Raw genomic sequence first — 23,859 nt, 5'->3', positions numbered from 1 at the left:
TAAAAGCATCTTTAAAAGCACCCTTTAAGATGCTTTTAAAATCTTGCGCTGATCCCCGCGTTGTAGGACGTTTGTTCGCCGGAATCCAGGCCGGTGGTCTGGGAGACGGCGGCGAAGGCGGAAATGCTGTGGGTGATCTGGACGTTGGCGCCCACGGTCATGTCGACCCAGTCGTCGTCCTGCTCGCCGGTGGTGCGGCTAAAATGCGTGCGGGTGGATTTGATGGCGCCGGTCGCGGTATAGGTTTTGTCGCCGAACTGGCGGTCATACGTGACCTGCGCATACGGATTCACGATGCCCAGCTCTGCATTCAGACGCCAGCCCAGTGCGCCGATTTGTGAGTGCGAGGTCTGGTCGCCAAAGCGCATCGACGTGCTGTAATTGCCCTTCTCGCTGTAACCCTCAATGCTGCTGTAATCCCAGCTGTACTGCGCCACCGGGCCGGTTTTCAGCACCGGTAAAATCGGGAAATCCCAGCCGGCGGTGACGCGGCCGCCAATCTGCTTACCGTCGGTTTCGCCGCGCTCAGTGCGGGTGGTTGGCCCGAGATTGATGCTGCGGTTGATGTCGTCATAATTCAGCGAGCCGTAGTGGACATCGCCGTTAATCCAGCCGTTTTCGGCGATTTTCACGCCGGTAAACGCCGTCGCCATCCAGCCGCGTGTGCGGTAGCTGTAGTGGTCAGTCGGATCCTGTTTATCGTCGGAACCGGAAATCATCAGCCCCATCATCCAGCGATCGGTCATCTGATAATCCATCCCGATATTGAGCGAATTCGAGGTCAGGGAGCCATCACCCAGCGACGGGTTAATTTTGCTGTCCGCACTTTGCCCGGCGTAACCGCCGAACATGCCGAAGGTTCCGGCGTCGTTATCCTGCGTGCGTAATTGCTGATAACGGCTGTCGAGAATTCCCTGCGTATTTCGCGCCAGCGCCAGAGAGCCCTTATTCAGCGCCGTCGCTTCCAGCGGGCCGTTGAGCACGGACTGCATGTATTCGGCGATCAGCGCGTGCGCCTGCGGTGTCGGGTGAAAATGGTCAGCAAACAGGAAAGATTTGCTGCTGTCGAAACCCGGCAGATTTGACGTACATTCGGAAGCTGAAGTCCCGACCGGGCAAGCAGTGCCCGCCGTATTCGCGAAGCCATACAGCGCCGGATCGGCGATCACTTCATTGAACAAACCGTTAATATCTACGCGCGCAATATTGCCGCCGGTTTTCGCCAGCGCAATATCCTCGGTCGTGTTGTAGGTGTCGGTCAGCCCGCCCGCGACGTCTTTCAGTGCGTCATAAGCAGCGGCCAGCCCTTTCGCGATCACATCCTGAACCAGCGGAATACCTGAACCTTCAGCCGCCGCGGCCGCAAGCGCATTATGAATCGCTTCGGTACGCGCAGCCGCGTCCGGTGTGTTTTGCGCATTCAGATATTGATAGGCCGCTTCCAGCGCCTGCTGCTGAACCGGCAGCAATCCGACCTGAATAATCCCTTCCATCAGAACCGGCGTCAGACCAATATTTGGCACCGTCGGCACAATCACCGTTCCGGCGCCCGCTTTCAGTAAATCGTTTACCTGAGACGCGGCCTGCGTCGCGCTGTTGGTGGCGATATCCAGCGCGTTCAGCGGATTGAGCGCCGCCGCCGCGAGATCGTTACCGCCAATCCAGTGAATATACAGCCCGTTGGGATCGGCTCTGCCGCCAGTCGAGGCCAGATAACTTTTCACCTGATCCTGCGTGGTGTAATCAGAATCCAGTCCCGGCACCGAGACGCCGCCGCCTTCGGCATAGTTCAGCCCGCCTTGTGAAGAGGGTTTTAAGGTCGTGCCGATGTTGTTCGCCAGAATCTCGTCATACAGCTGATGCGTGCTGCTGTCGAAGGTCCAGCGGCCGATATTGCCGGTATCACTCAGACTGTCGCCAAAAACATAAAGCTGATCGTAAGCCTGCGCTGAAGCCTGCGTTCCGAGGCAAAGCGCCACGGCAAATGCGCCCTGCGTCAGCCGTGTTGCGTACTTTTTTGTGCCTGCCATAAACCTGTTTTCCTGAAGTTTCAGCGGCGCATGCCCCTGATTAAATGTAAGGAATTCGTAATGAATGGCTTTAAATATTGTTCAGATCCGACCAGCGTCAAGTTCACGGTGCGCAAATTGCGACGTTGCAGAGTTATCCGAGAAACCACACACTGAAGCCCACGCTTTCAAGGAGAAAACGAGATGACGCGCTGTAGCTGGGTTTCCAAAGAACCGATTTACCTCGATTACCACGATAAAGAATGGGGCGTGCCGGTCAAAGATGGCCGCGAGTTGTTTGAAATGTTGTGCCTCGAAGGCCAACAGGCCGGGCTTTCGTGGATAACCGTGCTGAGAAAGCGCGAAAACTATCGCCAGAATTTTCACGCGTTTGATCCGGTCAAAATTGCCAAAATGACCGACGACGACGTCGAACGCCTGGTGCTTGATGCCGGTATCATCCGCCATAGGGGAAAAATCAAAGCCATTATTGGCAACGCACAGGCTTATCTGGCGATGCAGTCCAGCGGCGAGGACTTCTCAGATTTCATCTGGAACTTCGTGGGCCATCAACCGGTCATCAATAACCCGCTCGGCCCGGAAGGCGTTCCGGCCAAAACGACGGTGTCCGATGCAATGTCTAAAGCGCTGAAAAAGAAAGGCTTTAAGTTTATCGGTTCAACGATTTGTTATGCCTTTATGCAGGCAGCCGGGCTGGTGAACGATCATCAGTCATATTGCTTCTGCCATCCGGCGAATCAGCCGTCATGATCCGCCTTGCGCAGCCCGCCGATCATGAAGCCATTCTGTTGCTCTGGCTGCGCAGTTCTCTGATATCACACTCTTTTATTGCCGAATCCTATTGGATTGAAAGCCTGCACATGGTGAGGGAAGATTTCCTGCCTAAAGCCCGGACCTGGGTTGAGTGTGACGAAAAAGGTCATATCGGCGGGTTTATCAGCGTGCTGAATCAGCAGTTTATCGGCGCGCTGTTTGTGGAAGAAAGTCGCTACGGCGACGGCACCGCGCAACGTCTGATGGCGGCGGTCAAAGAGGAATATCCGGTTCTGCTGCTCGAGGTGTATCAGCAAAACCACCGTGCGATGGCGTTCTACCGTAAGGAAAACTTTGAGATCACCGCCGAAACTCGTCACCCCGGCACCGACATGCCTACCTGGATCCTCCGCTGGTTGCAGCCCTTTTCCGAATAAGTTCCCAAAATCCGCAAAAATACAAAAACAGATAACCGGAATTCTCCTACTGCTTAACGCCTCGAAATTGCGCATAAAGAGCGCCAGAACGCCGCAGGGCTGAACTCTGCCTGTTGCATTTGTTTATGTTTTGACACCTTTTTCTGTGCAACTTGCCGTGAAAAGAGCAGTCATAATGCCGCAGTAAAGTTCTGAAAAATAAACATCCAGAAAGGAATTACGATGAATAAAAGACTTCTAGTGGTTGCGGGCGTGCTGTGTGTGACGATGGGCCTTTCCGCCTGTACCACCAACCCTTACACCGGGGAATCAGAAGCCGGAAAATCCGGCATTGGCGCGGGCATCGGTGCCGCACTCGGCGCGGGCGTCGGCATGCTTTCCTCCTCTAAACACGATCGCGGCAAAGGCGCGCTGATCGGGGCGGCAGCAGGTGCTGCACTGGGCGGCGGTGCGGGTTATTACATGGATGTGCAGGAATCTAAACTGCGCGACAAAATGAAAGGCACAGGCGTCAGCGTGACCCGTCAGGGCGATAACATCGTGCTGAATATGCCAAACAATGTGACCTTCGACACCAACAGCAGCACGCTGAAACCGGCAGGCGCGAACACGCTGACCGGCGTGGCGATGGTACTGAAAGAGTATCCAAAAACCGCCGTGAACGTCGTCGGTTACACCGACAGCACAGGTACACGCGCGCTCAACATGAAGCTTTCGCAGCAACGTGCTGACGGCGTGGGCAGCGCGCTGATCACGCAAGGCGTTGAAGGCAGCCGCGTGCGGACGACCGGCGCAGGCCCGGATAACCCGATTGCCAGCAACAGCACTGAGGCCGGTAAAGCGCAGAACCGCCGCGTGGAAATCACCCTCAGCCCGATGCAGTAATCGCGGTCAGATCCAAAATAAGAACGGAGCCTCAGGGCTCCGTTTTTTCGTTTGTGCTATCCTCCGCCAAAGAATCCTCCCTTATTTGTGCAACGGAAATCAGTATGTCGCTGAAAGCTATCGCGAAAGATCTCGGTCTCTCTGTCACCACCGTCAGCCGTGCGCTGAACGGTTACGATGACGTTTCAGCGGATACCAAAGCGCGGGTTCAGGCGGCAGCAGATTTACGCGGCTACCGGCCAAACACCCTCGCCCGCCGGTTGAAAATGGGCAAGATCGACGCCGTCGGGCTGATTTTCCCCTTCACTTCCCATCCGTTAAGCAACTCTGCGTTTATCGAAATGGTCGGCTGTATCACCCGCGAACTGGCGAAATATGAAATCGATTTGCTGCTGGTACCGGACGAACTCGGCACGTTTTCGTGGCGGCGGTTGATCGAAAGTAAACGTGTGGATGCCATGCTGGTGGCGCATACACTGGATAACGACCCGCGCCTGCTGGATTTGCAACAGCGTAATTTCCCGTTTCTGGCGCTGGGGCGTAGCCAGTGTCTGACGCAGGATTACGCCTGGTTTGATTTCGATAACCGCGCCGGAATGCAGATGGCGGTCGATCATCTGGCCGCACTTGGCCACAGCCGTATCGCGTTTCTCGGCGAGAACAATCAGCAGTCGTTTATCGGGCAGCGCCATCAGGGTTATCTTGATGGCTTGCGGGCGAACCATCTTCCGTTCAATCCGGATTACGCGCATAAAGTCAGCCCCAGCCGCCGTGCCGGTTATCAGGCCACGCAGGCGCTGTTGGCGTTACCTCAGCCGCCAACCGCATTGGTCTGCGACTGCAATATGCACGGTGAAGGCGCGGCGCTGGCGTTGCACGAAGCCGGTTTGCTGCTCAGCGGCGGCGTTTCGCTGATTATTTTTGACGGATTACCTTCCGACAGCGTGCCCGATGTCGCCGTCACGGCCGTCCGTCAGGGCACTCGCGAAGCGGTCGGGCTGCAAATTGCCGACATGACGCGGGCGCTGATCCGCAACGAACCCCTGAAGGACTTGCAGGTTCTCTGGCAGCCGGAATTGCAGGCGGGCGTCACCGCACATCCACCACGCTGATAATTCCCCTTTAGATTATTTTTCCACCCTATATCACAAATTTGAACTGTCACATTTCCAATCCGAAACGTTTCGGATCAATAGTTACTCCACAAAATCGCGTTTTATCGCCGCATTTTACCCTTGTGGAGTTGTGACAATATGGAAAACCAGACCGTCCATTTAACCAGTGAACACACCAGCCTGATCGTGCGCTGCACGCCGTTTGCCGAAATCCTTTACTGGGGAAAACGCCTCAGCCAGTTTTCAGCGCAAGACCTGATTTCCCTGAGCCGCGCAGTACCTAATGGCCGAATTGATGTCGATGCACCGGTCAATCTCAGCGCTGATTCTGGCCGCGGTTCGTTCGGAAATCCGGGCGTAGAAGGCCATCGCGACGGTCTTGACTGGTCTCCGGTCTTCAATACGACGGACGTCAGGCATCACGGTAATCAGCTGACCATCACCACCGAAGACCCGATCGCCGGGCTGCAATTTCGCTGTGAACTGCATCTGGATGCCAGCGGTGTTTTGCAGGCACGTAATGCGCTGACCAACCTCAAACCCGGCACTTATCAGCTGACACGTCTGGCCGTTACGCTGCCGCTGCCGGAGCGCGCTGCCGAAGTGATGGCGTTTCATGGCCGCTGGATCAAAGAGTTTCAGCCGCACCGCACCTTGCTGGATCACGGCGGCGTCATTCAGGAAAACCGTCGCGGCAAAACTTCTTCTGAACATTTTCCGGCGGTGATGATCGGTCATCCGGGTTTCAGCGAAGAACAGGGCGAAGTCTGGGGAATGCATCTGGGCTGGAGCGGCAATCATCGCCTGCGGGCAGATATCAAAACCGATGGCCGCCGCGTGGTGCAGGCTGAAGCCCTGTATTTCCCCGGCGAACAGCGCCTCGAAGAAGGAGAAACGCTGGAAACGCCGTGGCTCTACGCCAGTTATTCCGCCAGCGGCCTGAACCGCATGAGCCAGCAGTTTCACCGGTTTGTCCGTGAACAGATCCTGCGCTTCCCGGTGGAAAAACCGCGTCCGGTACACCTCAATACCTGGGAAGGCATCTATTTCGATCACGATCCCGGTTACATCATGCAGATGGCGACAGAATCTGCGGCGTTAGGCGTTGAACGCTTCATTATCGACGACGGCTGGTTCCGCGGGCGCGATCATGACCGCGCCGCGCTGGGCGACTGGTATCTCGACGAGTTGAAATACCCGAACGGGCTGAAACCGGTGATTGACCATGTCAAAAAACTCGGCATGGAATTTGGTATCTGGGTTGAACCGGAAATGATTAACCCGGATTCGGATTTATACCGCGCACATCCGGACTGGCTGCTGGCGTTGCCGGGTTATCAGCAACCGAGTGGCCGCCATCAGTTCGTGCTCGATCTGAATAATCCGCAGGTCTTTGATTATCTGGTAGAACGCATGAGCTGGCTGCTCGGCGAGCACGACGTGGATTACGTGAAATGGGACATGAACCGCGAAATCGTTCAGCCGGGGCATGAAGGCCGCGCGGCGCTGACAAACCAGACGCAGCAGTTTTATCGCCTGCTCGATGTACTCGGCGAGCGCTTCCCGCACATTGAGTTTGAATCCTGCGCCTCCGGCGGAGGGCGCATTGATTTTGAGGTACTCAAACGCAGCCACCGTTTCTGGACATCGGACAACAATGACGCGCTGGAGCGACAGAAAATTCAGCGTGGCATGAGCTATTTCTTCCCACCGGAAGTGATGGGATCGCACATCGGCAACAAGCTGTGCCACGCCACCTCGCGCCAGCACAGCATTGCGTTTCGCGGCCTGACGGCGCTGTTCGGACACATGGGCATTGAGCTGGATCCGGTGAAAGAAGGCGAAACAGAACGCGCCGGATTCGCGAAATACACCCGGCTGCATCAGCAACTTCGGCCATTGCTGCACAGCGGCGATGTGTACCGCGTCGACAGCCATGACGATTCCATGCTGATTAACGGCGTGGTTGGCGAAAACGGCGATCGCGCGGTGTTTCTGGTCAGCCAGCTTGCGATGCCGACCTGGTCATTACCGGGAACGCTGCGGGTGCCGGGGCTGAACCCAGACGCCCGTTATCGCGTCACGGTACTGGATGAACCGGCATTGCTGGCAGGCGGCGGAAGCGGCCATACCATGCGCGTGCAACCGGCATGGCTGCACGAATCGCCGGTGATGAGCGGTGAATGGCTGGCGAACGCCGGGCTGACATTGCCGGTGCTGGATCCTGAAAGCGCCCTGCTTCTGGGCTTCGAAGAAATCAGATAACAAAAATAACGCCGGTACGCAGGTGCCGGTTTTCATGGTTTCGGCAAGGAAATCACTATGAACCCGACACAAACGTCCGATCGCTGTTTCTATAAAAAAAATACCAACTTCTGGATATTTGGCGCCTATTTCTTCCTCTATTTCTTCATTATGGCGACCTGTTATCCGTTTTTACCGATCTGGCTTTCAGATATTATCGGCCTGAGCAAAACGGAAACCGGCATCGTATTCTCCAGCATGTCGCTGTTTGCGATTCTGTTTCAGCCCGTTTTCGGCGTTATTTCTGACAAGCTCGGCCTTAAAAAACATCTGCTGTGGATTATCGCAGTGCTGCTTTTCCTGTTTGCGCCGTTCTTTATTTACGTCTTCGCCCCCCTGCTGAAAATCAATATCGTGCTCGGCGCGATACTCGGCGGCGCGTATATCGGCTTCGTTTTTGCCGGGGGCTCCGGCGCAACCGAAGCGTATATCGAAAGGGTCAGCCGCAACAGCGCCTTTGAATACGGTAAGGCGCGGATGTTCGGCTGTTTTGGCTGGGGGATTTGCGCCTCGACCGCAGGCGTGTTGTTTAACATCAACCCGAATATCGTGTTCTGGATGGGGTCCGGCGCGGCGCTGATCCTGATGGTTCTGCTGCTGATTTCCCGTCCGCAGGAAAACAAGAATGCCGTGGTGATGGATAAACTCGGTGCCAATCAGCCGCAATTTTCGCTGAAAACGGCGGCGTTGCTGTTGAAAGAACGCAAATTGTGGATGCTGATTTTGTACGTGATCGGCGTCGCCTGCGTCTACGACGTATTTGATCAGCAATTCGCCACGTTCTTCAAAACCTTCTTTGCCTCACCGCAGCAGGGCACGGAAATGTTCGGCTATGTCACCACCGCGGGCGAGCTGTGCAACGCGCTGATCATGTTCTGTTCGCCGTGGATTATTAACCGCATCGGCGCAAAAAATACGCTGCTGCTGGCGGGCACCATTATGTCGATCCGCATTGTCGGCTCGTCATTTGCGACCACCGCCATCGAAGTCATTTTGCTGAAAATGCTGCACGCGCTGGAAGTGCCGTTCCTGCTGGTCGGCGTGTTCAAATACATCACGCAGATTTTTGATGTCCGGTTCTCGGCGACCATTTATCTGATCGGGTTTAACTTTGCCAAACAGCTGGCGGCGATTTTCCTTTCGGCGTTCGCTGGCAGTTTGTATGACCGCATCGGGTTCAGCGATACCTATCTGATCCTTGGCGGCATTGCCTTTGGCGTCACCATCATTTCCGCGTTTACGCTGAGTAACCGGCCGGAGAAACAGGCGGTTCCGGCGGCCAGACCGGCGGAAGGATTGCGCTGAGTAACGGATGCAGCCTTTCGTCACTCTGTGCTAGTCTCCGTGGGACAAGCATGACGGGAGAAAGGTTGTGAGCAAAAAACAGGAGCCGGGCGCACCGGTACGCGCCACGATACGTGATGTCGCCAGCGCCGCGAAAACGGGTAAAACCAGCGTTTCACGTTATCTCAACGGTGAAAAAGACCTGCTGTCCGACGCGTTAAAAGAGCGCATCGGACGGGCGATCGCCCTGCTCGATTATCAGCCCAGCCAGATGGCGCGCAGCCTGAAAAGCGGCCAGACGCGTCTGATTGGGCTGATTATTGCCGATATTACCAACCCGTATTCCGTTGAAGTCATGCGCGGCGTCGAAGCCGCCTGCCGTCAGCAAGGGCTGACTCTGCTGGTGTGTAACACCAATAACGAGCTCGATCAGGAAAAACATTACCTGCAATTGCTCAGCAGTTATCGCGTGGACGGCATTGTCGTGAACGCCGTCGGCATGCGTGAAGCAGCGATTTCCACACTGCAACAGGCCAATTTACCGATGGTGCTGATCGACCGCAAAGTCGCGAATTTCGCCTGTGATGTGATCGGCCTGAACAACGTCGAAGCCACGCAGATGATGACCGATCACCTTCTGCAACAGGGTTTCGACGCTCTGCTTTTTATCAGCGAACCCGCCACTATTAATACCCGTTTCGACCGTCTGCGTACTTTCCTCCAGCGCATGCAGCAGTCGCCGCAGCACGTCGCCGAACAGGGTGAGATTGAGATTTCGAATACCGACGGACTGGATAATCTGCTGCGTGAATTTATTGCCCGCCATCCCGACAAACGAAAAGCCGTAATGTGCGTGAACGGTACGCTCACATTGCAGGTCGCGCGCGCCATGCGACGGCTGGGGATTGTCTGGGGGCAGGACATCGGTTTGTCCGGTTTTGACGAACTGGTCTGGGCCGAACTGGCAGGCGTCGGGATCACCACGCTCAAACAGCCGACCTACGAAATGGGCGTGGCCGCGCTCGGCCAGCTGGTCGCGCGGATACAGGGAAATACCGATCCCGTTAAAGACCTGGAATTCTCCGGCGAGCTGATTGCACGCGGTTCCACGGCAGCGCGCTGATTCTTTTTCCTCCGTTTTCTGCCCCGTTCTTCGTGAGCGTGATCATATTTTTGGCCTTTTGTCCTGTTGATTGGAACCGGTTCCAATTAGGTTGTATAAAACGAAACAAAACATTAACAACATCTCCAACTGCCGTTTGTTTTACTAAAATGATGTTTTGGATTTGATCGCCTGCGCCGCCGCAGTGGCGCGTTTACCAGGATACACACGCATGAAAAGAGAAGTCGTCATTGTCACCGCCGCTTACGGAAACAGCGTGGTGAAGGCCCTTGGCGGTCAGGCCGCGCTGCTTTCCATCATTGCAGACGCGCAGGCAGACGGTGTGGAAATTCGTCGTGAATTGTTCAGCGAGCAGGATCTGGATGCCCTGCCCGAACTGGCGGAAAACATTAAGCGCCACGGGCTGTTTTCGGTCTATTCGGTGCCTTTCCCGCTGTTCATTTCGGGCGGTAAACTGAATCCGGATGCAAAAAAGTATTTTTCCGAAGCACATGTGTTAGGTGCCCGCACCATTAAGTTTTCGCTGGGCGAATTTGAACCCGGTGCAGATCTGACGCCATTGCGCGTACTGCTGGATTCTCAGACCGTCAGACTGGTGGTGGAGAATGACCAGTCGAGCGATTGCGGAATTTTGTCGCGCATTAATGCCTTTGCGTTTGCGGCGGAATCACTGCATCTGCCGCTGAGCCTGACGTTTGATACGGCGAACTGGCTGTGGGTGGGACAGGATCCGACCGCAGCCGCTGAACGCCTGGCGCGCCATGTGGGTTATGTGCATGTGAAAGCGGCGGAACAGCGAGACGCAAAATGGCACGCCGTGGCGCTCGATAATAGCGACGGCAGCTGGGAACCGCTGTTAAGACTTTTACCTCAGGATGTGCCGCGCGGCATCGAATTCCCGCTGGAAGGGGATGACCTGACCGCCGTGACGCGTTATTACACCGAACTGCTGCGTCAATAATTCTGATACTTCATCAGGAGAAATCGCCATGAAACAGCCCGGGATCGCCGCCCGCCGGTGGTGGTACATCATGCCGGTCGTGTTTATCACGTACAGCCTGGCCTATGTCGATCGCTCGAATTTCAGTTTCGCATCGGCGGCGGGCATCAATGATGATCTCGGCATCACCAAAGGCATGTCGTCCCTGCTGGGCGCGCTGTTTTTCTTAGGTTATTTTTTCTTCCAAATCCCCGGCACGATTTATGCCGAACGGCGCAGCGTTAAAAAGCTGATTTTCTGGTGCCTTTTGCTGTGGGGTGGGTTCGCCTCGCTGACCGGTGTCGTCACTGATATTCCGATGCTGGCCGTGATCCGTTTCGCGCTGGGCGTGGTGGAAGCCGCGGTCATGCCCGCGATGCTGGTGTATATCAGCAACTGGTTTACGAAGTCCGAACGCTCGCGCGCCAATACGTTTCTGATCCTCGGCAATCCGGTCACGGTGCTGTGGATGTCAGTGCTTTCCGGCTATCTGATTAAGTCGTTCGGCTGGCGGGAGATGTTTATTTTCGAGGGCATTCCGGCGGTGATCTGGGCGATTATCTGGTGGTTTACCGTCAAGGATAAACCCGAAGAAGTCAGCTGGCTGAGCAGTCAGGAGAAGAGAGCGCTGGCCGAACAGCTGGAAAAAGAGCAGAAAAGTATTCAGGCGGTGGGCGGTTATCGCGACGCTTTCCGTTCGCGGAACGTCATTTTCCTTTGCCTGCAATATTTCTTCTGGAGCATCGGCGTGTACGGCTTTGTATTGTGGCTGCCGTCGATTTTGCGCGACGGGAAATCGATGGGCATGGTCGAAGCGGGCTGGCTGTCGTCCGTGCCGTATCTGGCGGCCACTATCGCCATGATTCTGGTGTCGTGGGCTTCTGACAAAATGCAAAACCGCCGGTTATTTGTCTGGCCGCTTTTACTGGTCGGCGCACTGGCATTCTTTGGTTCATGGGCCGTTGGCACAAACAATTTCTGGCTTTCGTACAGTTTACTGGTGGTCGCTGCCGCGGCAATGTATGCCCCGTATGGCCCGTTTTTCGCCATCATTCCTGAAATGCTGCCGAAGAATGTTTCCGGCGGCGCAATGGCGTTAATCAACAGCCTTGGAGCGCTTGGCTCGTTCTTTGGTTCCTGGTTTGTCGGCTATCTGAACGGTAATACTGGCAGCCCGGCAGCCTCCTTTATTTTTATGGCCGTGTCGTTACTGGTTTCTGCAGGATTAACCCTGCTGGTAAAACCGCGACAATCTGAAATGAAACAAAAAGAAGTTTCCTTAACCTGAGGGAGTTGTAATTGATGAAGCCGTCTATCGTTGTGTATAAGAAACAACCCGCAGACCTGCAACAACGCCTGGAACAGCATTTCGCCATCACCCAATTTGATGACATCACTGAAGAAAACCGTGCGCAGGTTTTAGACGCATTGCAGAACGCAGAAGGGTTGCTGGGCTCAGGCGGGCGGGTGGATAAAGATTTGCTGGATCACGCGCCGCGCCTGCGCGCCGTTTCCACCAGCTCCGTAGGCTACGATAATTTTGACGTCGCAGAGCTGACGCGTCGTGAAATCCCGCTGATGCACACCCCGACCGCGCTGACCGATACGGTCGCCGATACCGTGATGGCACTGGTGCTGGCGACTGCCCGCCGCGTCGTGAATCTGGCCGAACGTGTGAAAGCGGGCGAATGGACGCAAAACGTCGGCCCGGACTGGTTCGGCATTGATGTTCACCACAAAACCATGGGCATCGTTGGTATGGGCCGCATCGGCCTGGCGCTCGCGCAACGTGCGCATTTCGGTTTTGATATGCCGATTCTGTACAACGCACGCAGTCAGCATACCGAAGCGGAAGAGCGTTTTGGCGCACGCAAATGTGAGCTGGACGAACTGCTGGAGAAATCAGATTTCGTCTGTATTCTGCTGCCTATGACCAAAGAGACGTTCCATCTGATCGGCAAGGAACAACTGGCGAAAATGAAGTCCAGCGCCGTGCTGATCAGCGCCGGTCGTGGTCCGGTCATTGATGAACCAGCGCTGATTGAAGCGCTGAAAGACGGGACGATTTATGGTGCCGGGATGGACGTGTTTGAGAAAGAACCGTTGCCGAAAGATTCCCCGCTGCTGAGCCTGCCCAACGTGGTGGCGCTGCCGCACGTGGGTTCAGCGACGCATCAGACCCGCTACGATATGGCGGCCTGCGCGGTGGATAACCTGATCGCCGCCCTGAATGGCGACGTTAAACAGTTCTGCGTGAATCCGGAAGTTCTCAGAAAGTAATCCCTTCCTTTCCTTCCCTTTCAGTTGTTTTGAAGGGGAAGGACAATTCAAAACCCCGTGGTCGGATTGCACTGCTTTGCCTCAGGCGTTATGGTGGGCATCACATTTCGATAACATACAAAGCTTTCTATGACGTTTTCTGCTTTCGGTGACAAATTTACCCGTTTTTCAGGCATTACCCGCCTGATGGGCGATATGAATGACGGTTTACGCACACCAGGTGCTGTGATGTTGGGCGGCGGTAATCCGGCGCAGATCCCTGAGATGCAGGATTATTTCCAGACGCTGCTGACGGAAATGCTGGCCGAAGGCAAGCTGACCGAAGCGCTGTGCAATTACGACGGCCCGCAAGGCAAGGACGTGCTGCGTCACGCACTGGCAGAAATGTTGCAGAAAGAACTCGGCTGGCAGCTCGATGCGCAAAATATCGCGCTGACGAACGGCAGCCAGAGCGCCTTCTTCTATTTGTTTAACCTGTTCGCAGGACGCCGCGCCGACGGCAGCATGTCGAAAGTGCTATTCCCGCTGGCCCCGGAATATCTGGGTTACGCAGACGCCGGGCTCGACGAAAATCTGTTTGTTTCCGCCAAACCGAATATCGAACTGTTGCCCGAAGGCCAGTTCAAATATCACGTCGATTTTGATCATCTGAATATCACCGATGACATCGGCCTGATCTGCGTTTCACGCCCAACCAATCCGACCGGCAACGTGATTACCGACGAAGAGCTGATCCGCCTCGATGCACTGGCGCAGCAAAAAGATATTCCGTTATTAATCGATAACGCCTATGGCGTGCCGTTCCCAGGTATCGTATTTACCGACGCAACACCGCTGTGGAATCCGAATATTATTCTGTGCATGAGCCTGTCGAAACTCGGCCTGCCGGGTTCTCGCTGCGGCATCGTGATTGCCGATGAGAAAATCATCAAAGCGATCAGCAACATGAACGGGATTATCAGTCTGTCGCCCGGCAGCGTCGGGCCTGCCATCGCCACAGAAATGATTGCCCGTGGTGACCTGCTGAAGCTGTCAGAAAACGTGATCAAGCCGTTTTACTCTCAGCGCGTGCAGGAAACCATCGCCACGCTGCGCCGCTATCTGCCGGAAGAGCGTTGCCTGATCCACAAACCGGAAGGCGCGATTTTCCTGTGGCTGTGGTTTAAGGATCTGCCGATTACTACTGAAGTGTTGTATCAGCGCCTGAAACAGCGCGGCGTGCTGATGGTGCCGGGGGATTATTTCTTCCCGGGGCTGGAGCATCCGTGGGCACACACGCATCAGTGCATGCGCATGAACTACGTGCCGGACGCCGAACAGATTGAACGCGGCGTGAAAATTCTGGCGGAAGAAGTCGAGAAAGCGCACGCCGAAAATTAATTTTTCCGGGCGACTGGCATAAGAAAACAGGAGGGCATTTGCCCTCCTGTTTTCGTTTTTACCAACCGTGCCGGATTACGCTGTCTGATTCTCCAGTGCAGGTTTCTCGGTGCCGATCGCAATTTTCTGTGGCTGCAAAGCTTCCGGTACGTCACGCACCAGATTGATGTGCAGCAGGCCGTTTACAAACTCGGCGGCCGACACATGCATGTGCTCTGCCAGCGTGAAGCTCAGGGTGAAAGGCTTAATCACTAACCCCTGATGCAAATACTCCACTTTTGTTTCCTGCTGAGCCGGAGTGCCGCTGACGGTTAAACGCGGGCCTTCCACTTCAATGTTCAGCTCACTCTGCTGGAAACCGGCCAGTGCCAGCGAAATGCGGTAATGATTGTCGTCAGACTTCTCAATATTGTACGGAGGAAAAGCCTGATCGCCGCCCTGCATTGAGCTGGCTAATTTATCAAAACCAATCCACTGACGAAGTAATGGGGAAATATCATAATTACGCATGGTGTAACTCCTTCTTTGAAGCGAGATTAATTAATCCGTCGCCCGATTTGGGTGTGACGGTTCAGCCCCCTGACGGCGAGCCTAAACTTTTTCATTTGTGCGTTGTCTTTATAAACGCTTAGCGGATCTCGATACGCCGTGGTTTTGACGTTTCAGGAACGATGCGCTCCAGATCGATATACAGCAAACCATTCGACAAATTGGCCGCTTTAATTTGAATGTGTTCGGCCAGCTGGAATTTGCGTTCGAAATTACGCTCAGCAATGCCCTGATATAAATATGTGCGTTCAGCGTCAGACGGTGCATGCGCGCCTTTGACCACTAACATATTGTCGTGCGCTGTAATGTCCAGTTCAGATTCGGCAAATCCCGCTACTGCGATGGCAATCCGGTAATGGTTTTCGTCAACCAATTCAACATTATAAGGAGGATAGCCGCCACCCTGATTCTGACCCGATTCGATAAGATTAAATAAACGGTCAAAACCAATTGCAGAGCGGTATAGTGGTGATAAATCAAAATTACGCATTACTACTTCTCCTGACATTCAGCGAGTGTATGTATATAGCCTTCCGGATGGGACAGGCTCGCGGCGCAGTTTATATTCACGATCCCTTCCGGCGATCGTTCCCCTGCGTCGTACATTAAAAATGGCGATGAAAGAGAGTATTTCAAGTGGGCATTCGCAAGAAAAAGACAAAAAATTTGTTTTCGTTTGGACTGCGGGCGTCAGAATACAAATATTGCGAGGGCGAAAAGCCAGGGACAGCAGGCGGTTTCCTGCAAGATTTCAAATAGTAATTACACTTAATGGGATCGCAGCCACAGAGCTACAGCTTGCTTTGTTAATTTTTTGTGCTGAGTGGTATAAGTCACTTTGACGTAAAAGCTCAGCCTGACAGCATAAGATGAGTTCTATCATGAAGAAATTTGTATTAACGCCGCTGATGACAGGATGTGTTTTTTTAGCGACGAGCGGCTGTTCCAGCGTCATGAGCCATACCGGTGGCGATACCGGGTATTATTCCGGCGCACGCGCAGATGTAAACATGATGAAAAGCGACGACACCAGCTGGGCGATGACCCCGCTGCTGTTATTGGATTTGCCTTTCAGCGCCTTACTCGATACGGTTTTGCTGCCTTATGATTATTATCGCAGCGGAAAGGTCACGACGCGCGACCGCGTCAAAGCCAGCGAAGAGCACAACATTGCGCTGAGCAACGGGGTCGATATCGATCACGTTCCGCCGATGACCACGACGCCGCGCACGCAGAAATCCTCAACGCATAAATAAAAACTCAGCCTCAGCCTGAGGAAGTGAAACCGGCCAGACCGGCCGGTTAGGTAAAACCTCAGCGGCTGGCCGTCACGAAGATTTGCGCAAATTCCCCTACCTGACGCATAAAAGCTATCTGGCTGCCGTCGGGCGAATACACTACGGCATCCGCGCACGGCGCGATTTCCGTTCTTCCGGTCAGCCGGTCCATTTCTCCGCTTTCCACATCAAGGCGCATCACGCTGTTATCGCATACCAGCGCCACCGATTTTCCGTCCGGGCTCCAGCTAAACGCCGACTGAATTCCGCTGGCCGAATGGCTGATCTGCACCGGTTTGCCGCCATTGGGCGATACCGTCCAGAACTGCACCACGTCTTTTTCATCTTTCATCAGAAACGCAATCTGGCTGCCGTCTGGTGAAGATCGCAACCAGTGACGCGGGTGAGCGGCGATGCCTTTTTCAGTAAACGTAATACGTCGCTGTTTAACACCCGCAGGTGGCGCAGGCAGCGTGTCCGGCGTTCCCTGCAACGGTTTTTCCCCCACCTTCAGGTAATCCGCGTCGTCTTCCGGCAGATCCACCACGAAAATTTCCGGATGCTTTTCTCCGCTGGTGGATAGCGTGTCGCCAATGAAAGCCAGCGCCCGGCGCTGACAATTGCCGTCCGGTTTGAGGTAGCCTTTCTGACCGATCCAGCCTTCTTCATAAGCGCGGTTGATGTCGTCGCTGCCAGGCTGTGGCGTCGCGGTGGTTTCACTGACCAGAACGCTGAAATGGCTGCCATCGTATTCGCGGGGATGATGCTTTGGCGGCGTGACAGAGTGTGCAGATAAGGCGACGCCGACGTTGCGTATATCCAGAGCAGGGTTCAGTTCATGCAAAACATGGTCGTTGTAGGTAAAGCTTAGGCAGGAGCCGTCAGGGCTGAAAACATGAACATGCGTGCCGCCACGTAGAGCTCCGGGTGTAAACGGCGCGGTGATGTCCATCGCGTCTAACGTCACGGCCTGCGCGCGCTGCGGCTCAGAGACAATTACACCGCGGCGATGATGGAAATCATACTGCCAGCTTGCGTCCGGGTTTTCCGGGCCATGAATAAACGCATAACGGGCAGGCTGGTCCGGGCTGACAGTCACCACGCCCACATGAGCATTTTCACCGGCGCGATAAAGGACTTCCGTCTCGCCGGTTCTCACATTCACACGCTCAATGGTCGAACCGGTGAAAGAGCCACCGTGCGGACGCACGTCATACACCAACCACTGGCTGTCCGGCGTCCAGACATTAATGTTGGTCAACTGATGCCCGCTGGCATCGGAAGTTAACTGTTTTTCGTTCATGTGTGAAAAAACCCATACCTTATTGGAATGGGCTAAGACTACGACAGGCAGACAGCAGAGACAATCGTCAGATATCGCCGACGCGTTTCACTTCACCCACGAGGAATATATAAGAAATCGCCCCCAGCAAAGCCACGGCGGAAATATAAATTAATGATGGTGCAAAGCCATAATCCTGCGCTAAATATCCGACGACTAAGGGCACGGTAATTCCCCCCAAACCGCCCGCAAGATTAAATACGCCGCCCGTTAATCCGATTAATCGCACCGGAGCAAGAGAGGAAACCAGCGACCAGGTAATTGAGGCAAACCCGTTACCAAAGAAAGCCAGTGCCATTAATATCATTATCCACATCGGATCATTGGTATAATTCGCGCCCATAATACAGGTGGATAACAGGAGCCCGCTGATAATAGGCAATTTGCGCGCAAAGCCAATGGATTTACCGTTGCGAGCCAGTTTGTCGGCCACTAATCCGGATAATAATACGCCAAAGAACGCAGCCAGGAACGGCACGGTCGTCATAAAGCCAGCGGTCAACGCGGCAATGTGTTTTTCCTGTGTCAGATAATTGGGGAACCATGTCAGGAAAAACCACAGCGTGGAAGCCACCGCGAACTGCCCTAAATACACGCCGACCAGTTTGCGGTTAAAAACCAGTTTCCAGTCAGACGCCGTAAACGGCACGGACGTTTTCTTATCCGCTTGCGTATCGCCATCAATTAACCCGCCACCGGCACGGATATGTTCCAGTTCTTCAGCATTCACGCCTTTGCTTTTACGCGGAGACTGGTAAATGCAGAACCACAGCACGGACCAGATAATCCCGATACCGCCGGTGATGATAAAGACCCAGTGCCAGCTCAGCATCTCCTGGATCCAGATCAGCAGCGGCGTCAGGAAAGCTAATCCGACAAACTGACCAGAGGTGTAAAAGCCCACGGCAGATGCACGTTCCTGCTCCGGGAACCAGCTGGTAACCATGCGGTTATTGGTCGGGAAAGCCGGTGCTTCGAACATGCCCGTCACGGCGCGCAGACCAATCAGTGAAGCTAATCCGCCGGCAAAACCCTGAAATAAGGTGGCGATGGACCAGCCTAAAATGGCAATAAAATAGGTGACTCTCGACCCGAATCTGTCGAGAAACCAGCCGCCGGGGATCTGGCAGGCGGTATACGTCCACGCAAAAGCAGAAAATATATAGCCCATCTGCGTTTTGCTAATGCCAAATTCTTCCTGAATATGGGCAGACGCGACGGCCAGATTCGCGCGATCAACATAACAAATCACCACAGTAATAAAGATCATCAGCAAGGTGATATAACGTCTTTTTGTCGGTCTGACTTGTAGGGTGGTATCCATTTTTATTTCCTATTAATGGTTATCCTATAATAACAGGCGTAAGGGTGACTCAGAAATTGCCCTGATTATTTAATGTTTGTAATCACTTAAATCATTACCTTAAATCATTCGAACGTTATCAAGCCGGCAATTGAAAGAATCCCTGGGAGCTTAATTAAATAAGTGACCTTGGTGAATGAAAGAAGCCGACACAGAAAACGTTTGAAAGATGACGGAAATTACCATTCAGCGACGGCACCGTCAGAATAACGCCACAACGGGTTACGCCAGTCAGGAGCATTTTTACTGAGTTCAATCACCAGTTCTTCGTTTATTTCGACGCCTAAGCCCGGTTTATTTAAAGGATAGAAATATCCATCATTCATTTTAAAGTCGTCTTTATTAATAACGTAATCCAGTAATTCAGCACCCTGGTTATAATGAATCCCCATGCTTTGTTCCTGAAGTACGGCATTGCGCGAAACGAAATCAATATGCAGACACGCGGCCAGAGCTATCGGGCCAAGCGGACAATGTGGCGCGAGGGCAACGTCGTAAGATTCTGCCATTGCAGCAATTTTGAAGCACTCGGTAATGCCGCCTGCATGGGATAAATCAGGCTGAACAATCGCCAGGCCACCGTCGGCCAGCACGCGTTTGAAATCGAAGCGCGAGAACATGCGTTCACCGGCGGCAATCGGAATATGCGTTTGTGCGGCAAGGCGCGGATAATATTCGGATTGTTCGGCCAGAACCGGTTCTTCAATAAACAACGGGCGATACGGTTCGAGCTCTTTGATCAGCACTTTTGCCATCGGCGCGCTGACGCGACCGTGGAAATCCAGACCAAATTCAATTTCATTGCCGAACTCAGCGCGGATTTGCGCCGCCTGTGATACCGCGGCATCGACCTGACGGGCGTTTTCGATGATGCCCATTTCTTCGCAGCCATTAAGCTTGAAGGTATCGAAACCAATTGTGCGTAATTTATTAATGCCATCAATAAGTTCAGACGGTCTGTCGCCACCGACCCAGCTGTAGGCTTTGATTTTGTCCCGCACCAGACCGCCCAGAAGCTGATAAACCGGAACGCCCAGCGCTTTGCCTTTGATATCCCACAGCGCCTGATCAATACCGGAAATCGCGCTCATCAGAATCGGACCACCGCGATAGAATCCGCCGCGATACAGCGTTTGCCAGATGTCGTTGATACGCGCCGGATCTTGCCCGATAACATATTCACTCAGCTCATGAACCGCGGCTTCCACGCTGCGCGCGCGCCCTTCAATAACCGGTTCGCCCCAGCCAGTAATGCCTTCGTCCGTCTCAATCTTCAAAAACATCCAGCGCGGGGCTAAGCGGTAGGTGGTCAGTTTGGTGACTTTCATTGCGTTGCATCCTTATAGGCTTTGATAAATGCGTTAGCCTTCTGCGCGGTAGTTTCAGGCGTCTGGCCTGCGCGATACAAATCACTGCCCAGCCCGGCACCGGCGCAACCGGCGTTCAGATAAACTGAAAGGTTTTCAGGCGTGACGCCGCCGACGGCAAATACCGGCACATCCGGCGGTAGTATGGCTTTCAGCGCTTTGATGTAGTCGGGGCCAAAAGCGGAAGAAGGGAAGATTTTCAGCGCCTGCGCACCGGCATCCAGCGCGCTAAATGCTTCGGTGGCCGTCGCGCATCCCGCGCAAACGGTCATGCCCCGTTCAACCGCGCGGCGGATAACGTCCGGGCAGGTGTTTGGCGTGACCACCAGTTTGCTTCCCAGCGAATGCAGTTCGTCGACCTGTTCCGGTTTCAGCACGGTTCCGGCACCCATCAGCGCACGCTGGCCAAAATTTTCGACCGCCAGCGCAATACTTTTTCGCCAGTCCGGCGAGTTGAGCGGTATTTCGATGGCGTCAAAACCGGCGTCGAGCAGCGCCGAAATATGCGTGTTCACTTCCTCAGGGCGGATCCCCCGCAAAATACCGATCAGTGGAATTTCAGTTGCCCATTGCATTCACAATTCTCCTTATACCTGATTGAAAAGCCTGATCGCCGTCGAGGGCCTGCCAGCCAATACCGGCCAGATCGAGCGCCTGTGCGTAGCGGCCAGTTAACAGTGGATTCCCGATAACGGTGATGCGATGTTCACCGCCAAAATGGCTGAGCATCTGCGCGACTTCGCTGCCGATCAGGAGGCCGGAAAGCCAGTCGCTGACCGCCGTTTTCGCCAGCCTGTTCAGCACATGCGCAGCGCGGACTTCAAACAAGCGCCCCGTGATTTCAGGCTGACGAAAACCGGATTCGAGCCCCTGACGGAAGATGTCCGCAGAGTTTTGCTGTTCAGGCAGACCTTTGCCGATCAGCGAATAATTCATCAGGAGATGGTGAAGTTCGCCCGTCATCGCGGTGCGAAAATCACAAATTTTGCTGCCATCGGCATGTACCCATTTACTGTGCGTACCGGGCATCAGATATAAGGAGGTGGGAGATTCGTCATAGGCGCCCAGGAGCTGTGTTTCTTCGCCGCGCATCACGTTGCAGTTATCGTCACGATTGAAGCTGATCCCCGGCACAATCCAGGCTTTTACCGGCAGGGTGGCTTCGACCGGAAAAAGATGCTGACCGAGAGAATCAATATTTACCGGCGCGGAAAGATAAGGAACATCGACCCAGCCAGCGTTACTGCCAATCATGCCCGCCATAATCACGGGCAGATTCAAAGACAGCCACGGCGAAATCACTTCGCTGAAAATCTGCTGAGGCGTGGTGCCGTCCAGCCGGGTGATCCCACGTTCTGAACGGATGTGTGCGGTTAATTTCCCCTGTTGATACAAGAAAGCGCGCAGGTTGGTTGAACCCCAGTCGAGCGCGATATAGCTTGCTGTCATGTAATGTCCTTGAGTCGTTTCGTCGAAGAGGCAATCATTTTCATGGCCGCCTGCTCAGCTGCAATGGCATCCTGGTGCCGGATTGCGTTGAACAATTCCTGATGTTCACGCAGTGTCAGCGGCATATTGCTGTCATCCGGCATGTACGTTCTTTCAAACACCGCCCGTTGTAGCGAGCTGATGGCGATACTCAGTTGCTGTAAAACCGGGTTATGCACCGCGGCCAGCACGGCTTCATGGAAGCGGATATCCGCTTCGTTAAACGCATCGCGATTCTGATGATGGGCAATCATGCTGTTGAGCGCGTCTTCAATGACCGCCAGTTCGCCAGATGTCGCCCGTTCTGCCGCCCAGCGCGCAATGGTCGGTTCGACCAGATTGCGCACTTCGCTCATCGCCGCAATTAAACGCGGGTCGTAATCACTGGCCAGAACCCACTGCAAGACGTCGGTATCCAGGTAATTCCACTGATTACGCGGGCAGACGAACGCACCCCGGTAGCGCTTAATTTCCACTAACCGTTTCGCCGTTAACGAACGCAGCACTTCACGAATGATGTTGCGTGACGTATCAAACTGTTCGCAAAGCTCCATTTCAGAAGGCAGCGCCGCGCCGGGAATGTATTTCCCGCTCACGATTTGCTGCCCCATTTCAATGACAAGACGATCGGTTTTGCTGAGTTCAGATGAGTTCATAAATGCTCCTGGGCTGAAAGAATAAACAATGTACTTTACCGCTCCGGCGCATTCAGGTCTTGGGATTGCTGCACAATCCTGTAATACTTCACTCTCACATTGAGCGCATGGTAGTACCATTTATAATAGTTGTACTACAATTCAGATCACAAAACGGACAACACAGAGATAAAAGCGGGCGGAATTGCGGAAAAAAACGTCAGAAAGGGCGTGAGAGGTTAATCAGAAAGGGAGGAAACAGCGATCACGGCAGAAAGAACGTCCGTTTCCCTTCACAGAAACAGACGATTTTTATCAGGAAAGGAAATTACTGGCCCAGCACAAACTTGTTCACGGCAAACGCCACACCGTCTTCAGTATTGGTTTTGGTGACGAACTGGCTTACGGCTTTTACGCTGTCGAGCGCATTGCCCATCGCGACACCAAGTCCGGCATATTCCAGCATCGCGATGTCATTTTCCTGGTCACCCAGCGTCATGACGTTTTCACGCGGAATGCTCAGTTTTTCGGCCAGCACTTTGACGCCCTCGCCTTTATTCACGCGTTTATCGAGGATCTCCAGGAAATACGGTGAACTTTTCATGACGGTATAGCGATCTTTGGCTTCCTGCGGAAGCTGGCTGATGGCGCGATCCAGCACTTCCGGGTCATCAATCATCATGATTTTCGGGAAGGTCAGGGAGGCATCCATTTCTTCCGCCGGGCAGTACTGAAGCGGAATGCCGGTCGTGAAGGATTCATGCACGCTGAATTTGCTGATATGACGGTTCGCGGTGTAAAGGTCAGTTTTGGTCAGCGCATGGAAATGCACGCCAAGCTCACGCGCCAGTTGCTCAAAGTAGTGATAATCTTCAATTTTGAGGGATATTTCGGCGATCACGCTGCCATCTTTCGCATTGTGAACCAGCGCACCATTATTGGTGATGCAGTAACAACCTTCCTGCTGCAAATCCAGTTCTTTCAGATAACGCTGCACGCCGATAAATGGACGGCCTGTCGCCAGAACGATTTGCACACCTTTCGCACGCGCATCGGATAACGCTTTTTTTACGGCAGGTGTCACTTCATGCTGCGGATTGAGCAATGTCCCGTCCATATCAATTGCAATTAATTCAATAGCCATAGCATCCTCAGAGTTTGAAAAATCTTCCTCAATGCTAAGCGACATGCCGGGCTAAAGCCAGCCAGAATGCGGGGGACAACAGACGAAAAAAAAGCCCGAAGCGGTTTCCCGTTTCGGACTTTTT

22 protein-coding genes are annotated in these 23,859 nt (G+C 53.9%); 12 read left to right on the top strand and 10 right to left on the bottom strand.

Going from position 1 to position 23,859, the window contains the following annotated elements:
* Nucleotides 1-35 precede the first annotated feature (35 nt).
* Nucleotides 36-2,030: an autotransporter outer membrane beta-barrel domain-containing protein gene (locus tag ACLBVC_RS11680; RefSeq protein WP_410149744.1), complete on the bottom strand. Its 1,995-nt coding sequence runs from the start codon at nucleotides 2,028-2,030 to the stop codon at nucleotides 36-38.
* A gap of 183 nt (nucleotides 2,031-2,213) precedes the next feature.
* Between ACLBVC_RS11680 and ACLBVC_RS11675 the strand changes: the two genes are divergently transcribed.
* The 11 genes from ACLBVC_RS11675 to ACLBVC_RS11625 all read left to right on the top strand — a co-directional run bounded on the left by ACLBVC_RS11675 (nucleotide 2,214) and on the right by ACLBVC_RS11625 (nucleotide 14,570).
* The gene (locus ACLBVC_RS11675) at nucleotides 2,214-2,780 is read left to right on the top strand and encodes a DNA-3-methyladenine glycosylase I (RefSeq protein WP_410149743.1); all 567 of its coding nucleotides are present in this window, start codon (nucleotides 2,214-2,216) and stop codon (nucleotides 2,778-2,780) included.
* Nucleotides 2,777-3,220, top strand: a complete 444-nt coding sequence (locus tag ACLBVC_RS11670) for an N-acetyltransferase (RefSeq protein WP_410149742.1) — start codon at nucleotides 2,777-2,779, stop codon at nucleotides 3,218-3,220. The genes ACLBVC_RS11675 and ACLBVC_RS11670 overlap by 4 nt, the downstream gene beginning before the upstream one ends.
* 222 nt (nucleotides 3,221-3,442) lie before the next feature.
* The gene (locus tag ACLBVC_RS11665; RefSeq protein WP_195814946.1) at nucleotides 3,443-4,105 is read left to right on the top strand and encodes an OmpA family lipoprotein; all 663 of its coding nucleotides are present in this window, start codon (nucleotides 3,443-3,445) and stop codon (nucleotides 4,103-4,105) included.
* Between the two features lie 104 nt (nucleotides 4,106-4,209).
* A complete protein-coding gene (locus ACLBVC_RS11660; RefSeq protein WP_410149741.1) occupies nucleotides 4,210-5,217 on the top strand; it encodes a LacI family DNA-binding transcriptional regulator in 1,008 nt (335 codons plus the stop codon).
* Nucleotides 5,218-5,358: 141 nt separating this feature from the next.
* Complete coding sequence (locus tag ACLBVC_RS11655) at nucleotides 5,359-7,485, top strand: alpha-galactosidase (protein ID WP_410149740.1); 2,127 nt, start codon at nucleotides 5,359-5,361, stop codon at nucleotides 7,483-7,485.
* 57 nt (nucleotides 7,486-7,542) lie between these two features.
* Nucleotides 7,543-8,829: an MFS transporter gene (locus ACLBVC_RS11650; protein ID WP_410149739.1), complete on the top strand. Its 1,287-nt coding sequence runs from the start codon at nucleotides 7,543-7,545 to the stop codon at nucleotides 8,827-8,829.
* A gap of 67 nt (nucleotides 8,830-8,896) precedes the next feature.
* On the top strand, nucleotides 8,897-9,931 hold the full coding sequence (locus ACLBVC_RS11645; protein WP_410149738.1) for a LacI family DNA-binding transcriptional regulator: 1,035 nt from the start codon (nucleotides 8,897-8,899) through the stop codon (nucleotides 9,929-9,931).
* A 211-nt stretch (nucleotides 9,932-10,142) separates the two neighbouring features.
* A complete protein-coding gene (locus ACLBVC_RS11640) occupies nucleotides 10,143-10,892 on the top strand; it encodes a sugar phosphate isomerase/epimerase family protein (protein WP_410149737.1) in 750 nt (249 codons plus the stop codon).
* 28 nt (nucleotides 10,893-10,920) lie between these two features.
* Nucleotides 10,921-12,198: an MFS transporter gene (locus ACLBVC_RS11635; protein ID WP_195825574.1), complete on the top strand. Its 1,278-nt coding sequence runs from the start codon at nucleotides 10,921-10,923 to the stop codon at nucleotides 12,196-12,198.
* Nucleotides 12,199-12,212: 14 nt separating this feature from the next.
* Entirely contained in the window at nucleotides 12,213-13,190 is a 978-nt protein-coding gene (gene ghrB / locus ACLBVC_RS11630; RefSeq protein ID WP_410149736.1) for a glyoxylate/hydroxypyruvate reductase GhrB, read from the top strand.
* A 129-nt stretch (nucleotides 13,191-13,319) separates the two neighbouring features.
* Entirely contained in the window at nucleotides 13,320-14,570 is a 1,251-nt protein-coding gene (locus ACLBVC_RS11625) for a valine--pyruvate transaminase (RefSeq protein ID WP_410149735.1), read from the top strand.
* A 75-nt stretch (nucleotides 14,571-14,645) separates the two neighbouring features.
* On the opposite strand, the gene ibpB is transcribed toward ACLBVC_RS11625, so the two are convergent.
* Both ibpB and ibpA read right to left on the bottom strand, forming a co-directional pair.
* Nucleotides 14,646-15,080, bottom strand: a complete 435-nt coding sequence (gene ibpB, locus ACLBVC_RS11620) for a small heat shock chaperone IbpB (protein ID WP_410149734.1) — start codon at nucleotides 15,078-15,080, stop codon at nucleotides 14,646-14,648.
* A gap of 118 nt (nucleotides 15,081-15,198) precedes the next feature.
* On the bottom strand, nucleotides 15,199-15,609 hold the full coding sequence (gene ibpA, locus ACLBVC_RS11615) for a small heat shock chaperone IbpA (protein WP_410149733.1): 411 nt from the start codon (nucleotides 15,607-15,609) through the stop codon (nucleotides 15,199-15,201).
* A 391-nt stretch (nucleotides 15,610-16,000) separates the two neighbouring features.
* Between ibpA and ACLBVC_RS11610 the strand changes: the two genes are divergently transcribed.
* A complete protein-coding gene (locus tag ACLBVC_RS11610; protein ID WP_410149732.1) occupies nucleotides 16,001-16,375 on the top strand; it encodes a YceK/YidQ family lipoprotein in 375 nt (124 codons plus the stop codon).
* Nucleotides 16,376-16,433: 58 nt separating this feature from the next.
* Here the strand turns inward: ACLBVC_RS11610 and ACLBVC_RS11605 are convergent, their stop codons facing one another.
* The 7 genes from ACLBVC_RS11605 to yidA form a co-directional block, all read right to left on the bottom strand.
* Entirely contained in the window at nucleotides 16,434-17,699 is a 1,266-nt protein-coding gene (locus ACLBVC_RS11605; protein ID WP_410149731.1) for a DUF3748 domain-containing protein, read from the bottom strand.
* A gap of 67 nt (nucleotides 17,700-17,766) precedes the next feature.
* Nucleotides 17,767-19,062: an MFS transporter gene (locus ACLBVC_RS11600; protein ID WP_410149730.1), complete on the bottom strand. Its 1,296-nt coding sequence runs from the start codon at nucleotides 19,060-19,062 to the stop codon at nucleotides 17,767-17,769.
* 218 nt (nucleotides 19,063-19,280) lie between these two features.
* A complete protein-coding gene (gene dgoD, locus ACLBVC_RS11595) occupies nucleotides 19,281-20,429 on the bottom strand; it encodes a galactonate dehydratase (RefSeq protein WP_410149729.1) in 1,149 nt (382 codons plus the stop codon).
* Nucleotides 20,426-21,043, bottom strand: coding sequence for a 2-dehydro-3-deoxy-6-phosphogalactonate aldolase (locus ACLBVC_RS11590; RefSeq protein WP_410149728.1), 618 nt, complete (start codon nucleotides 21,041-21,043; stop codon nucleotides 20,426-20,428). The genes dgoD and ACLBVC_RS11590 overlap by 4 nt, the downstream gene beginning before the upstream one ends.
* Nucleotides 21,027-21,917, bottom strand: coding sequence for a 2-dehydro-3-deoxygalactonokinase (locus ACLBVC_RS11585; protein WP_410149727.1), 891 nt, complete (start codon nucleotides 21,915-21,917; stop codon nucleotides 21,027-21,029). Before ACLBVC_RS11585 ends, ACLBVC_RS11590 begins: the two co-directional genes overlap by 17 nt.
* Complete coding sequence (locus ACLBVC_RS11580; protein ID WP_410149726.1) at nucleotides 21,914-22,612, bottom strand: FadR/GntR family transcriptional regulator; 699 nt, start codon at nucleotides 22,610-22,612, stop codon at nucleotides 21,914-21,916. Before ACLBVC_RS11580 ends, ACLBVC_RS11585 begins: the two co-directional genes overlap by 4 nt.
* Nucleotides 22,613-22,919: 307 nt before the next feature.
* Nucleotides 22,920-23,735, bottom strand: a complete 816-nt coding sequence (yidA, locus tag ACLBVC_RS11575) for a sugar-phosphatase (RefSeq protein ID WP_410149725.1) — start codon at nucleotides 23,733-23,735, stop codon at nucleotides 22,920-22,922.
* Nucleotides 23,736-23,859 lie beyond the last annotated feature (124 nt).

The sequence above is a fragment of the Rahnella selenatireducens genome (assembly GCF_046449555.1).
Lineage (GTDB): Bacteria > Pseudomonadota > Gammaproteobacteria > Enterobacterales > Enterobacteriaceae > Rahnella > Rahnella selenatireducens.
This window is presented reverse-complemented; position numbering and strand designations above follow the sequence as displayed.